Source organism: Streptomyces sp. NPDC037288 (genome assembly GCF_055603265.1).
This window is the reverse complement of sequence record NZ_JBVJVY010000031.1, coordinates 77,026-89,924: the sequence shown is the minus strand read 5'-3', so window position 1 is coordinate 89,924 and position 12,899 is coordinate 77,026. Positions and strand designations below refer to the sequence as shown.

The following is a 12,899-nucleotide window of genomic DNA, read 5'->3' as shown; positions in this document are numbered from 1 at the left end:
GACCCTATCCGGATTCCTCCCGGGATTGTTCCCGGAATCCCTCCGTGGGTCGTGCGTCGATCGCGGTACGGGCTCAGATGCCGACCTTGATGCGCGAGAAGCGCTTCAGGGTGACACCGGCCTCGTCCAGCACCTTCTGGACCGACTTCTTGTTGTCCAGCGCGTACGGCTGGCCGAGCAGCGTGGCGTCCTTGAAGAAGCCGTTGAGGCGACCCTCGACGATCTTGGCGATCGCGGCCTCGGGCTTGCCCTCGGCGCGGGTGGTCTCCTCGGCGATACGACGCTCGGACTCGACGACGTCGGCCGGCACCTCGTCCTTGGAGAGGTACTTCGGCGCGAAGGCGGCGATGTGCTGCGCGACGCCCTTGGCGACCTCGGCGTTCGGCTTGTCCAGCTCGACCAGGACACCGATCTGCGGGGGCAGGTCGGGCATGGTGCGGTGCATGTAAGCGAGCACGAAGCCGTCGGCGAACTGCGCGAAGCGGTCCAGGACGATCTTCTCGCCGAGGTTGGCGTTGGCCTCGTCCACGAACGCCTGGACGGTCTTGCCGGCCTCGATCTCGGAGGCGAGCAGGGCCTCGAGGTCCGCCGGGTTCGTCTTGGCGACGTGCTCGGCGATGGCCGTGGCCACGGCCTGGAACTTCTCGCCCTTGGCGACGAAGTCCGTCTCGCACTTCAGCTCGACCAGGACACCGGAGGAGTTGTCGTCGGCGATGATGGAGACCACGGCGCCGTTCTCGGCGGAGCGGCCCTCGCGCTTGGCGACGCCCTTCTGGCCCTTGATGCGCAGCGCCTCGACGGCCTTCTCGACGTTGCCCTCGGCCTCGTCCAGTGCCTTCTTGCAGTCCATCATGCCGGCGCCGGTGAGCTCACGGAGCTTCTTGACGTCGGCGGCGGTGTAGTTCGCCATGAGTCTGTGAGTCTTTCTCGAAGTCTGGAAGATCTTCTGATCCGCACGGTTGCGCTCCACATGTAGCCGCGGAACGCGTACCTCGTGCCGACCTACGGGTGAACAGCGGGGGCGGACTTCACCGCGCCGGAGGCGCCGTGGGATGCAGCCGCCCCCGCCGTCGAACGCTGACGGACCGGCGTCAGGCCTGCTCGCCCTCGGCGGCCTTCTCGCCCTCGGCCGGAGCGGCCTCCGCAGCCGGAGCCTCGGCAGCCGGAGCCTCCGCGGCCGGAGCGGCCTCCGCAGCCGGAGCGGCCTCGGCGGCCGGGGCCTCGTCGGCCTTCTTCTCACCCTCGAGCAGGTCGCGCTCCCACTCGGCCAGCGGCTCGCCCGCGGCCTTCTCGCCCTTGTCACCGGTGGCGACACGGGAGCGGGAGATGAGGCCCTCGGCGACCGCGTCGGCGATCACGCGGGTGAGCAGGGTGACGGAGCGGATCGCGTCGTCGTTGCCCGGGATCTTGTAGTCGACCTCGTCGGGGTCGCAGTTGGTGTCGAGGATCGCGACGACCGGGATGTTCAGCTTCCGGGCCTCGCCAACGGCGATGTGCTCCTTCTTGGTGTCCACGATCCAGACGGCGCTGGGCACCTTCTGCATCTCGCGGATACCACCGAGGGTCTTCTCCAGCTTGGCCTTCTCGCGCGAGAGCACGAGAAGCTCCTTCTTGGTCAGACCGGAGGCGGCGACGTCCTCGAAGTCGATCTGCTCGAGCTCCTTGAGGCGCTGCAGACGCTTGTAGACGGTCGAGAAGTTGGTGAGCATGCCGCCCAGCCAGCGCTGGTTGACGTAGGGCATGCCGACGCGGGTGGCCTGCTCGGCGATGGCCTCCTGCGCCTGCTTCTTGGTGCCGACGAACATGACCGTGCCGCCGTGGGCGACGGTCTCCTTGACGAACTCGTAGGCGCGGTCGATGTACGACAGCGACTGGAGCAGGTCGATGATGTAGATGCCGTTGCGCTCGGTGAAGATGAAGCGCTTCATCTTCGGGTTCCAGCGACGGGTCTGGTGACCGAAGTGGACGCCGCTCTCCAGCAGCTCCCGCATCGTGACGACGGCCATGGCCGTTTCTCCTTGTTTTTCTCGGTTATGCCGCGGATGCCGGACGGCTCCCGCGCCTGACGCCCGCGTGCGCCGTGCCACGAAGGACCGAGGGGCGCTGACAGGGACCGTTGCCGGCCGCCGTGTCGGGGCGTGCGAAGTCGACCCGGTGACCCGGATCGCCAGAAGAAGTGTACGGGACCGCCGGGGTACCGGGTGACGCCGATGTCCACAACCGGGGGGTGGTCCACAGACTCCGGCCATGATCGGCGGGGATGCGGGACGGTTGTCGCATGCGACGAGCGATGCGATGCGTGATGGTGTGGGCGGTTGTGTTGCTGGCCCTGCCGGTGGCGGTGCTCACCCCGCCGGCCTGGGCGGACCCCCCGCCCCCGGGGCCACCGCCACCCCCGCGGGCCCCGGTGCCGGCCGTCGCGCGCACATGGCCGGTGGGCGTACACCCCTTGGTGTTGCGGGGCTGGGAGCCCCCGGCGACGGAGTACGGCCCCGGGCACCGCGGTGTGGACCTGTCGGCGCCGGCCGGTTCTCCGGTACGGGCGGTCGCCCCTGGCCGGGTGTCCTTCGCGGGCCGGGTGGCGGGCAGGGGGGTGATCTCGGTCGACCTGACGGGCACGGACCTTCGTACGACGTACGAGCCGGTGAGTCCGTCGGTGCGGAAGGGCGACGAGGTGAGGGCCGGGGAGGTGGTGGGCACGGTCGAACCGACGGTCTCCCACTGCGCCGTCACCTGCGTCCACTGGGGCCTGCGCCGGGGGGAGACCTATCTGGACCCGTTGTCGTTGCTACCGCCCTGGCTTCTGCACAGGGGGCCACCGAGACTGCTGCCGGTGCTGGGAGTACCGCTGCCGGGGTAGTAGCCGAGGCCGTTGCTCCGCCGCGGCCCGGCGAGGGTGATCGCGCAGCTCCCCGCGCGGGGTCAGCCCTTCACACCCCGCAGCACCATCGCCACCGCAGCGTCCGTCACCACGGAAGGATCCTCAGCGGCACCCAGCTCGATGCGCCGCACCGCCGCATCCACCACCCCCTGCAGCAACATCGCCGCCAGCCGGGGCTGCGCATGCCCCATCTCCCCGAGCGCCTCGACGATCATCGCGACCAGCCCCCCGTGCGCCGCCCGGATCTTCTCCCGCGCCCCGGCATCCAGCTCACTCGCGGAGATGGCGACGACCGCCCGGTGCCGCCGGTCCCCGACCAGCGCCAGCTGCTGCCGCACGTACGCCTCGACCTTGCCCTCGGCGGACTCGGTCCGCTCCATCGCGGCAGCCACCTCGGCCGCCCACAGCGGAAAGTCGACCTCGCACAGTTCTTCGACGACGGCGGCCCGCGACCGGAAGTACTCGTACACGGAGGACCGCGCCAACCCCGTCCGCTCGGCCAGCGCGGGAAAGGTCAGGGCTTCGGTCCCGCCCTCGGACAACAGGGACCGAGCCGCGTCCAGCAGGGCGGCTCGCTGCATCGACCGGTGCTCGGCCACGGAGGCCGCTCGAATCCTTGGCACGTCAACCACTTTACGGACGACCCCACCCGAACGGGAGCCTCTCCTCACCGCGCCGCCGGTTCTCACCACCGCGCCGCCGGCCTCAGCGCCCGAAGCTCGCCAGCTTGGCCCGCAGCTGCAGCACCGACTTGGTGTGGATCTGACTGACCCGGCTCTCGGTGACTCCGAGCACGTTGCCGATCTCGGCGAGGGTGAGCCCTTCGTAGTAGTACAGCGTCACCACGGTCTTCTCCCGCTCGGGCAGCGTGTTGATCGCCCGCGCGAGAAACCTTCGCAGTTCCCGGTCCTCGGCCACCTCGACCGGATTGTCCGCGGCGGTGTCCTCCAGCGTGTCCATGAGGCTGAGCCGGTCCCCGCCCTCACCGCCGACGTGCAGCAGCTCCTCCAGCGCGACCACGTTGGCCAGCGACAGCTGGCTGAACACGGCATGCAGCTCCTCGACCTCCATGCCCAGCTCCGCGGCGACCTCGCCCTCGGTCGGGGTGCGCCGCAGCCGGGCCTCCAGGGTGGCGTAGGCCCGCTCCACGTTCCGCGCCTTCTGCCGCACCGACCGCGGGATCCAGTCCAGCGCCCGCAGCTCGTCGATCATCGCGCCCCGGATCCGGGTGATCGCGTACGTCTCGAACTTGATCTCCCGGTCGATGTCGAACTTCTCGATCGCGTCGATCAGCCCGAAGACACCCGAGGAGACGAAGTCGGCCTGCTCCACATTGGGCGGCAGACCGACGCTCACCCGCCCGGCCACGTATTTCACGAGCGGTGAGTAGTGCAGGATCAGCTGCTCCCGCAGCCGGTCGTCCCCCGTCGCCTTGTACGACCGCCACAGCTCGTCGAGCGTCGAGGGAGCGGGCGGCCGCACGCTGCCACCGTCGCGGGCGGCTGGGGGGATCGCCGCCCGGTCGGACCCGGAGGTGTGCTGGGGCATTCGTCGCCTTGTGCCGTTCTGCCGTGAAGTGCTGTGAAGTGCCGTGAAGTGTGCGGGGGGATTGGCTGGGGTGGGGTGGGCTGCCTGGGTGAGCTGTCGGTCTGGTGTCGAGTTGGCGGGATCTGGGTGCCGTCTTCGTGAGCGTAGCGTGACTGAGCTGTCGCGGTGTGCGAACAACGAGGCACCACCCGTGCGCGGGGCGCTCCCGCCGGTCTCGCGCGCGCCTTGCGCAGCTCGCTCTGTGTGACCGGCTGGAGCGCCAACTCCGGGAAACATCAAGGGCGTCGGGGATTCCCCCGGACGGCCGAACACGCTCGCTCAGCACGGAGCGTGACCCGTGCGGACCGACATCACCGCCTGGCGTGTCAACTTCCAGCCGTCGCCGTGTCGTTCGACGTATCCAAGTGCTCGGAGTTCGTACAACCTCGCGATCGCCTCGTCCCGCGTGGTCGGCGTGCCGAGCGCGATCTCCTCGACGGTGGCCGCGCGGTTGCCGGGCAGGGCGGCGAGGACGGCCCGGACGGGGGGTTCCAGCAGGTCACGTGGGAGGACGGGGCCCCGGCGGGCCGGTGCCAGCTCACCCATGTCACCGACGAGTTCCACGACTTCCGCGGCATCGGTGACCAGCGTGGCCTCTCCGCGCAGCAGTTCGTGCACGCCGGCGGAGAGAGCGCTGGTGACGGGGCCGGGCACGCCCATGGTGAACCGTCCCAGGCGCCCTGCGGCCCGCGCGGTGGACAGCGAGCCGCTGCGGGCGGCGGCCTCCACGACGACGGTGCCTCTGGTCAGCGCGGCGATGACGCGGTTGCGCAGGATGAACCGGCTCGGTGTCGGGTGATCCCCCGGCGGCAACTCGCCGACCACCAGTCCCTGTTCCGCGATCCGGCTGATCAGGGCGGCGTGGCCGCGGGGGTAGGGACGGTCGACGCCGCAGGCCAGGACGGCGGCGGTGGCTCCGCGGGCGGCGAGGGCGCCCCGGTGGGCGGCGCCGTCGATGCCGTACGCGCCGCCCGAGACCACGACCCAGCCCCGCTCGGCGAGCCCTGCGGCGAGGGTGGCGGCCATGTGGGTGCCGTACTCGGTGCAGGCGCGTGCCCCCACCACGGCCACCGATCTGAGCGCCCATATCCGCAGACTGGGCCGGCCGCGCACCCACAGCCCGAGGGGCCGGGCGTCCCCGAGGTCGTCGAGCTGCCGAGGCCATTCCGCGTCACGGGGCCCCACGAACCGCGCTCCGGCGGCCCGCGCCACCGCGAGATCCCGCTCCGGCTCGGCCCGCCGGGCCCGCGCGACCAGCCCGGCCCACCGTGCGTCACTCACCCCCGGCAGGGCCCGCTCCCCCGCCCGCAGCCGCCGCACCACCTCCCCCACCCCGAACTCCCGGACCCACCGTCCACCCGCCTCATCCCCCGGCTCCACGACCCGGCAGAGCACGACCCGCCCCAGCAACTCGTGTCCGGGGTCCTCGTCCGGGGTCATGTCAGCGCCCCGATGGCCATCGGCACGCCTCGGGGGACTCCGGTGCGCAGTTGCAGAGCCAGGGCGACGTCGGTCGCGTCCGGACGGTCGTGCCCGACGAGGTCGGCGACGGTCCAGGCGACGCGCAGGACACGGTCGATCCCGCGGGCGGTGAGCACGCCCCGCTCGAGATTGCGCTCCGCCTCGTCCATCGCACCGGCGACGGGCTGGTAGCGGCTGCGCAGTTCCCGCCCCGGCACCTCGCTGTTGGTGTGCCACGGGGTTCCGGCCAGGCGGGCCGCCGTACGCTCGCGGGCCTGCCGCACCCGCCCGGCCACGGTCGCCGTGGACTCGCCCCGGGCGTCGGGTTGGCCGAGCTGGGCGCGCGTGACCGGGTCGACCTCGACACGCAGGTCCACGCGGTCGAGCAGGGGACCGGAGAGCCGCGACTGGTAGCGGCGGATCGCCGACGGCGGGCACTCGCACAGGGAGTCCCGTTGCGTGAAGCGTCCACAGGGGCAGGGGTTGGCCGCCAGCACCATGAGGAAGCGTGCCGGGAACCGGACGACGCCCGCGCTTCGTGCGATCACCACGTGCCCGGACTCCAGCGGCTGCCGCAGGGCGTCGAGGGTCTGGCCGTGGAACTCGGGTGCCTCGTCCAGGAACAGCACGCCGCGGTGGGCGAGGGAGACCGCACCGGGCCGGGCGATGCCGGGGCCTCCGCCGACGAGTGACTGCATCGTGGCCGAGTGGTGCGGGGCGCAGTAGGGAGCCACGTCGATGAGCGGCTTGCCCGGCGGCAGCAGCCCGGCCACCGAGTGCACCGCCGTGACCTCCAGCGACTGGGCCCGGGTGAGCCGGGGAAGGACGGCGGGCAGCCGCTCGGCGAGCATGGTCTTGCCCGCGCCGGGCGGCCCCTCCAGGAACAGGTGGTGTCCGCCGGCTGCGGCCACTTCCACGGCCGTGCGGGCCGAGGTCTGGCCCACGACGTCCGCCAGGTCGTGATCGTGGTCGTGCTGTGCGGCGCCGACGCTGTGCATGCCGGTGGCCGCGCCCGTGCCGGGCATGCGCAGCCCGGCCAGCAGGGGGTCGGGGCGCCCCTGCTCGTCCGGCTCCTCGGCGGGGACGGGCTCTTCGGTGAGGACCGCGATGAGCTGCCGCAGACTGCGGACGCCGAGCACCGAGACTCCGGGGACCAGCGAGGCCTCGGCGGCGGCGCACTCGGGCACGACCACCTGCTCGTACCCCGCGTCGGCCGCGGCGAGGACGGCCGGCAGGATGCCGCGGACCGGTCGCACCCGGCCGTCCAGACCCAGCTCCCCGATCATGACGATGTCCGCGAGGACGCGCGGATCGATCCGTTCGGCGGCGCCGAGCACCGCGCAGGCGACGGCGAGGTCGAAGCCGGAACCGGCTTTGGGCACCGACGCGGGGCTGAGTCCGACGGTGAGCTTCTTCTGCGGCCACTCGCCGCCCGAGTTCACCACCGCCGCCCGGACCCTGTCGCGGCTTTCCGTCAGGCTCTTGTCCGGGAGGCCGACCAGGGTGAAGGCCGCGACGCCGGGTTCCAGGTCGGCCTGGACCTCGACGACCACTCCCTCGACGCCGACCAGGGCCACGGAGCACGTGCGGGCGAATCCCATTCAGGCCACCCCCCGCGCGTGTTCGACCAACGGGGCGCCCCGGTGCGGCAGCAGGACGCCGATCAGGTCGATGCGGACGCCTCCCGGCGGGGCTCCTCCGTGGGCCTGGGTCCAGCGTTGCGCCAGGCCGCGCAGGCGTTCGGCCTTCTCGGGTGTGATCGCGGCCATCGGATGCTGGAAGGTCCCGGCCCTGCGGGTCTTCACCTCGCAGACGACCAGGACGTCTCCGTCCCGGGCCACGATGTCGATCTCGCCGGAACGGCCGCCGCGCCAGTTGCGCTGCAGGATCGTCATTCCGGCCTCGGCGAGTCGCCGGGCGGCCAGGTTCTCGCCGTACTTGCCGAGTCCGTTGCGTGCCTTGCTCATGTCGGCACCACCTCCGGCGCCAACGGTCACGCATCCGGCCCAGAGATGTTGATCTTGGTGGACTACTCGGCGGTTGTGGAAAACCCCGTCACCTGCGCGAGAAAGGCGGGATCACCCGCCCGGCAGCTCCAGGTCGCTCTTGTTCAGCTCCTCGATGTTCACGTCCTTGAACGTGAGGACCCGGACCTGCTTGACGAAGCGGGCCGGCCGGTACATGTCCCAGACCCAGGCATCGGCCATCGACACCTCGAAGAACACCTCGCCCTGGACCGAGTGCACCTGCATCTCGTAGTCATTGGTGAGATAGAAGCGCCGCTCGGTCTCGATCACGTATTTGAACAGACCGACGACATCTCGGTACTCCCGGTAGAGCTTCAGCTCCATCTCGGTCTCGTACTTTTCGAGGTCCTCGGCGCTCATGGCATGTTCCCCTTCAGCCGTGCGATCCCACCATTGTGCGCCAGTCCGACGGGCCCTCAGGCTATTTCCGGGTCGAGGGTCACAGGACAGGCCGGGGGACCCTCGTCGAGCAGCGTGCGCAGCAGCTCGGCGAGTCTGGTCGGATACACCGTCTCATGTGCCCGGGCCAGTTCCTGACACGTCCACCAGCGTGCTCCGGCGACACTGCGCCGCTCCAGTTCCGTGAGCCCCTGCGCCGCGGTGGCCGTCTGCGTCGTACGGGCCAGGTAGTACCACTCGTCCTGGTCCCAGCGGCGGCCCGCGAACGGGAAGGAGCACCTGCGCCGCCACAGCACCGGGCCGAGGTCGACTTCGGTGATGCCGGTCTCCTCGGCGAGTTCCCTGAGCGCGGCCTCCTCGCGCGTCTCACCGCCCTCCAGACCGCCACCGGGGGTGAACCACCAGTCGTCGGCCTTGTCGTCCGGCTCGTGGCCGTGCAGCAGGAGGATGCGGTCCCGGGGGTCCAGGAGGACCACTCGGGCCACCTTGCGCAGGGCGCCCTCCCAGGTGTCCTCGCCCGTCCGCGCGGGCTCAGCGGACACCGGCCGCCTCCGGGCGGGCGGCACGCGCGCGGGAACGGCTCATGCGCCCCGCGATCGGGCCGTAGGCGCCGCCGGCCAGGACCAGGACGGCGCCGGCGACGATGAGCAGTTCGATGGTGCCCAGCGGGCCGGGCCGCGAGAGGACACCGAGCGCCTCGAAACCGGTGGGGCGCTTGAGCGGGCCCTTCCAGGGCCATACGACGGCGTCCACCCGCGCGGTCACGGCGTCCCGGGAGACCGTGCCCTTGGCGGCGTCGGTGAGGTGGGCCGTCGAGTCCAGGGAGCCCTGGCGCTCGTCACCGAGGAGGAACAGGCGGCCCTGCGGGACGGTCACCGTCGGGATGTTCTTGTTCTCGGCGAGGCTGCCCTTGGGCAGATAGGGCTCGTCGATCTTCTTGCCGTTGACGGTCAGCTTGCCGTCGGTGCAGCAGGAGACGGTGTCGCCGCCGACCGCGACCACGCGCTTGACCACCTTGGAGCCTGCGATCCAGCTCTTGTCCTCGAAGACCACGACGTCACCGCGCTTGACCTCGCTGCCGTCGACCTTCTGCGCCAGCACCCGGTCACCGGCGTCGATCGTGGGGGTCATGGAGCTGGTGGGCACGGTGTACGGCCGGTAGCTCACCGCTGCCCAGCCGAATCCGCCGAGGAACAGCACCAGCCCCAGCGCCACGGCCACCCCGGACAGTCGCTGTCCGAGTTTTCGCCTGCTCTCACCACGACCACTCATGGCCCCGGACCCTACCCGGCGGTACCGGGCCTTGCCCACCCACCCGGGTGACTCGTTGGGCCCTCCGTCCCTGGGGCTTTGCCCCTGGACCCCGCCTCGCCCACTCATCGCCCGACTCGGCCGGCTGGAAGAGCGCTGCCGCTCAGCCGCGCTCCGCCCGCACCGCCCTGCGGCGCCGCCACACCGCCACCGGCAGCACCGCCGCGATCGCCACGCCCTGCGGGGCCACCGTCAGGGCGGTGGACGCCGGGGCCTGCTCCCCGAGGCCGGGCTGGTCGAAGGTGTCCGGGATCGGCAGGGTGCCCCAGCGGTTGACCGGCCAGGCCTTGACGATCGCGCGGCCGACGACCTTGTCGACGGGGACCATGCCGTGGTGCTTGTCGGACTGGTTGTAGCGCGAGTCCTTGGAGTTCTGGCGGTGGTCGCCCATCACCCAGATGAAGCCCTTGGGGACCTTCACCTTGAACTGGCCGCCCGCGTCGTCGGAGCACGGGGTGTTGCCGGGGTAGACGTACGGCTCGTTCAGCGCCTTGCCGTTGACCAGCAGCGGGCCGGTGCCCTTGCACTGGACGGTGTCACCGCCGACGCCGATCACGCGCTTGATGAGGTCCTTCTCGTTCGCGGACGGCATCAGGCCGATCCAGCTGAGGACCTGCTGCACCGCGTTCGGGGTCGGCGTCGGTTCGCCCGCCAGCCAGTCGTCCGGGTCGTGGAAGACGACGACCTCGCCGCGCTCGGGCTCGGAGCCGAACCACGGGGTGAGCTTGTCCACCAGGACGCGGTCACCCACCTGCAGGGTGTTCTGCATCGAGGCGGACGGGATCGAGAACGCCTGCACCAGGAACGTCTTGATCAGCAGCGCCAGGACCAGCGCGATGACGACCAGGATCGGCAGCTCCTTCCAGAAGGAGCGCTGCTTCCTCGCCCGGCCGGCGGCCTCGCCGGCACTCGCGTCCCCGGTCGCAGGCCGCTGCCCGTCCTGCGGTGTGCCCTCGCCACCCGCCGGGTCATTCCCGGAGATCATGGCGCCGTCCGGGACGGGGACGTTCGCTTCCACGGGGTGCCCGCGGTGCTCCTCGCCGTCGTGCCCCGACCGTGCGCCAACCGCCACATCCCCCACGCCAACTCCTTACTCTGTGCCGCCGCCTGCCCCACACACGGCGCAGGCCCACCACTCCCATAACGAGCGGGAGTTCCGCAGGGGTCGGGAGCCGGGTCATTCCGTTCGGGTTCTCGGGGGCAACCCTATGCGACAGCCGGGGACCGGCGGTCACCGCCGACACGGAGTCGGCGACGCTTGCGAAGGTTTTAGGTTCCCGCAGACGTGTCCAGTGACCGACCGGCCAGCCGATGACGACGGCCCGGCCGACGACGGAGTCCTCGGAGACCGTGCCGCCGTAGGAGGTGTTCTGATGGGCGCGCGAGTCGGCCGAATTGTCCCGGTGGTCGCCCATCACCCACAGCCGGCCCTTGGGCACGGTGATGTCGAAGGGGGTGGCGGAGGGCGAGTTCCCCGGATAGAGGTAGTCGCCTTCCGTGAGCGGTACGCCGTTGACGGTGACCCGGCCTTGCGCGTCACAGCACTTGACGTGGTCGCCGCCGACTCCGATGACCCGCTTGATCAGGTCCTTCTCGTTGTCGGAGGGCAGCAGGCCGATGAAGGTGAGGCCTTCCTTGAGCTGCTTGACGACGACCGGGTCGTGCTTCTTGGCCGTCTGCTCGTCGGCCAGCCAGCCGCCCGGGTCGTGGAAGACGACGACGTCCCCGCGCTGCGGCTTGGAGCCGAACCACGGGGTGAACTTGTCGACCAGGACGCGGTCGCCGATCCGGATCGTCTGCTCCATCGAGCCGGACGGGATCACGAACGCCTGGACGAGGAAGGTCTTCAGAACCAGCGCTATCAGGACGGCCACACCGACCAGGAGAGGGATCTCCCGAACCGCTGAACGCCGGCGCTTGCGTTTGACCTTGCGCTGGAGTTTCCGCCGCTCCGCGCGCGTACGGCCGCCGCCGGGCGCGGAGGCGCGGCGCGACCCGGTGGGCAGCAGATCGTCGGCGGGACTGCTGGGCACCCCGCGCCGTTTGCCGCGGTTACCCATGGGCCCGCTCCGGCGAAGCGGCGGGCACGCGCGCGTAGGCGGACGGCAGCGTCAGGTGCGTCCAGTGGGCGTACGGCCACAGGATCCAGTCGGCGCGGCCGATGACGTCACCGACCGGGATCATGCCGCCGCCGGGCGAGCCGAGATGATCCCGGGAGTCGCTGGAGTCGCTGCGGTGGTCGCCGAGGACGAACAGACGGCCGGCGGGCACGGCGACGTCGAAGGGCACGCTGGAGGCGCTGTCCCCGGGATAGAGGAACGCCGACTCGTCGACCGCGCGGCCGTTCACCTCGATCCTTCCCTTCTTGTCGCAGCAGACGACATGGTCTCCCCCCACCCCGACAACGCGTTTGACGTAGTCCGCGTCCCCGAAATACCCGGTGCCGTCGAAGACGATCACATCGCCGCGGCGCGGCTGGGCACCGAAACGGTACGCCAACTTATTTACGAGAACGCGGTCCCCGATCCTCAAACCCTGTTCCATGGATCCGCTCGGAATCTGGAACGGTTGCACCACGAAAGCGTTGAGGACCAGCAAAAACGCCAGGCAGGCGAAGAGGGTGAGGGTGATCCGGCCGCCCGGCAGCCAGTCGGCGATCCGTGCCACCAACGCGAAACGCGACCGTTCCTCCGGACCCGGGGAGTCCGGGTGGGAGGAGCGGTCGCGTTCCGTCGGCTGTGCTTCGGTGTCCATCGGAGCCAGATGCTATCCGGCTCCGCTATGAACCCGGTGAGGGCCGTGACACCGGGGAAGCGCTCAGTTCTCGCGCTTCTCCTTGATCTTCGCGGCCTTGCCGCGCAGGTCACGGAGGTAGTACAGCTTGGCGCGGCGCACGTCACCACGGGTGACCAGCTCGATCTTCTCGACGATCGGGGTGTGCACCGGGAAGGTGCGCTCGACGCCGACGGAGAACGAGACCTTGCGGACCGTGAAGGTCTCGCGGACACCGGAGCCCTGGCGACGGATCACAACGCCCTTGAACTGCTGCACACGGGAGCGGTTGCCCTCGATGACGCGGACGTGGACGTTGACGGTGTCACCCGGGCGGAAGGCCGGGATGTCGCTGCGCAGCGACGCGGCGTCGACGGAGTCGAGCAGGTGAGACATTTCGTCTGCTTTCTTCGCTGATGCCACAGGTCATCAACGGAAACTAGGTGTACAGGAAGTCTGCC

General features: G+C 70.7%; 15 protein-coding genes. 1 reads left to right on the top strand and 14 read right to left on the bottom strand.

The features are described 5' to 3' along the window. Positions 1 to 73: 73 nt before the first annotated feature. On the bottom strand, positions 74 to 910 hold the full coding sequence (gene tsf / locus ACZ7GZ_RS29505; RefSeq protein ID WP_471028799.1) for a translation elongation factor Ts: 837 nt from the start codon (positions 908 to 910) through the stop codon (positions 74 to 76). A gap of 181 nt (positions 911 to 1,091) precedes the next feature. Then, the gene (rpsB, locus tag ACZ7GZ_RS29500) at positions 1,092 to 2,006 is read right to left on the bottom strand and encodes a 30S ribosomal protein S2 (protein ID WP_471028798.1); all 915 of its coding nucleotides are present in this window, start codon (positions 2,004 to 2,006) and stop codon (positions 1,092 to 1,094) included. A gap of 272 nt (positions 2,007 to 2,278) precedes the next feature. On the opposite strand from rpsB, the gene ACZ7GZ_RS29495 reads away from it, so the two are divergent. After that, positions 2,279 to 2,860 carry a murein hydrolase activator EnvC family protein gene (locus tag ACZ7GZ_RS29495; RefSeq protein ID WP_471028795.1) on the top strand — a complete coding sequence of 194 codons (582 nt, stop codon included), beginning with the start codon at positions 2,279 to 2,281 and terminating at the stop codon, positions 2,858 to 2,860. A gap of 62 nt (positions 2,861 to 2,922) precedes the next feature. Here ACZ7GZ_RS29495 and ACZ7GZ_RS29490 read toward each other — a convergent pair whose 3' ends face one another. The 12 genes from ACZ7GZ_RS29490 to rplS form a co-directional block, all read right to left on the bottom strand. Next, positions 2,923 to 3,480 carry a TetR/AcrR family transcriptional regulator gene (locus ACZ7GZ_RS29490; protein WP_471028836.1) on the bottom strand — a complete coding sequence of 186 codons (558 nt, stop codon included), beginning with the start codon at positions 3,478 to 3,480 and terminating at the stop codon, positions 2,923 to 2,925. 106 nt (positions 3,481 to 3,586) lie between these two features. Next, positions 3,587 to 4,429: an RNA polymerase sigma factor WhiG gene (whiG, locus tag ACZ7GZ_RS29485; protein ID WP_471028794.1), complete on the bottom strand. Its 843-nt coding sequence runs from the start codon at positions 4,427 to 4,429 to the stop codon at positions 3,587 to 3,589. A 318-nt stretch (positions 4,430 to 4,747) separates the two neighbouring features. Then, positions 4,748 to 5,908, bottom strand: a complete 1,161-nt coding sequence (dprA, locus tag ACZ7GZ_RS29480; RefSeq protein WP_471028791.1) for a DNA-processing protein DprA — start codon at positions 5,906 to 5,908, stop codon at positions 4,748 to 4,750. Next, positions 5,905 to 7,530: a YifB family Mg chelatase-like AAA ATPase gene (locus tag ACZ7GZ_RS29475; protein WP_471028788.1), complete on the bottom strand. Its 1,626-nt coding sequence runs from the start codon at positions 7,528 to 7,530 to the stop codon at positions 5,905 to 5,907. The genes dprA and ACZ7GZ_RS29475 overlap by 4 nt, the downstream gene beginning before the upstream one ends. After that, positions 7,531 to 7,896: a YraN family protein gene (locus tag ACZ7GZ_RS29470; RefSeq protein ID WP_471028786.1), complete on the bottom strand. Its 366-nt coding sequence runs from the start codon at positions 7,894 to 7,896 to the stop codon at positions 7,531 to 7,533. Positions 7,897 to 8,007: 111 nt separating this feature from the next. Then, positions 8,008 to 8,316, bottom strand: coding sequence for a DUF2469 domain-containing protein (locus ACZ7GZ_RS29465; RefSeq protein ID WP_003965949.1), 309 nt, complete (start codon positions 8,314 to 8,316; stop codon positions 8,008 to 8,010). Between the two features lie 56 nt (positions 8,317 to 8,372). After that, positions 8,373 to 8,897, bottom strand: a complete 525-nt coding sequence (locus ACZ7GZ_RS29460) for an NUDIX hydrolase (RefSeq protein ID WP_471028785.1) — start codon at positions 8,895 to 8,897, stop codon at positions 8,373 to 8,375. Continuing rightward, the gene (gene lepB, locus ACZ7GZ_RS29455) at positions 8,887 to 9,627 is read right to left on the bottom strand and encodes a signal peptidase I (RefSeq protein WP_471028783.1); all 741 of its coding nucleotides are present in this window, start codon (positions 9,625 to 9,627) and stop codon (positions 8,887 to 8,889) included. The genes ACZ7GZ_RS29460 and lepB (ACZ7GZ_RS29455) overlap by 11 nt, the downstream gene beginning before the upstream one ends. A gap of 142 nt (positions 9,628 to 9,769) precedes the next feature. Then, positions 9,770 to 10,747, bottom strand: coding sequence for a signal peptidase I (gene lepB / locus ACZ7GZ_RS29450; RefSeq protein WP_471028781.1), 978 nt, complete (start codon positions 10,745 to 10,747; stop codon positions 9,770 to 9,772). Then, entirely contained in the window at positions 10,635 to 11,726 is a 1,092-nt protein-coding gene (gene lepB, locus ACZ7GZ_RS29445) for a signal peptidase I (protein ID WP_471028779.1), read from the bottom strand. The genes lepB (ACZ7GZ_RS29450) and lepB (ACZ7GZ_RS29445) overlap by 113 nt, the downstream gene beginning before the upstream one ends. Then, a complete protein-coding gene (gene lepB / locus ACZ7GZ_RS29440) occupies positions 11,719 to 12,420 on the bottom strand; it encodes a signal peptidase I (protein ID WP_471028778.1) in 702 nt (233 codons plus the stop codon). Before lepB (ACZ7GZ_RS29440) ends, lepB (ACZ7GZ_RS29445) begins: the two co-directional genes overlap by 8 nt. 63 nt (positions 12,421 to 12,483) lie before the next feature. Beyond that, on the bottom strand, positions 12,484 to 12,834 hold the full coding sequence (gene rplS, locus ACZ7GZ_RS29435; protein ID WP_076091320.1) for a 50S ribosomal protein L19: 351 nt from the start codon (positions 12,832 to 12,834) through the stop codon (positions 12,484 to 12,486). Positions 12,835 to 12,899 lie beyond the last annotated feature (65 nt).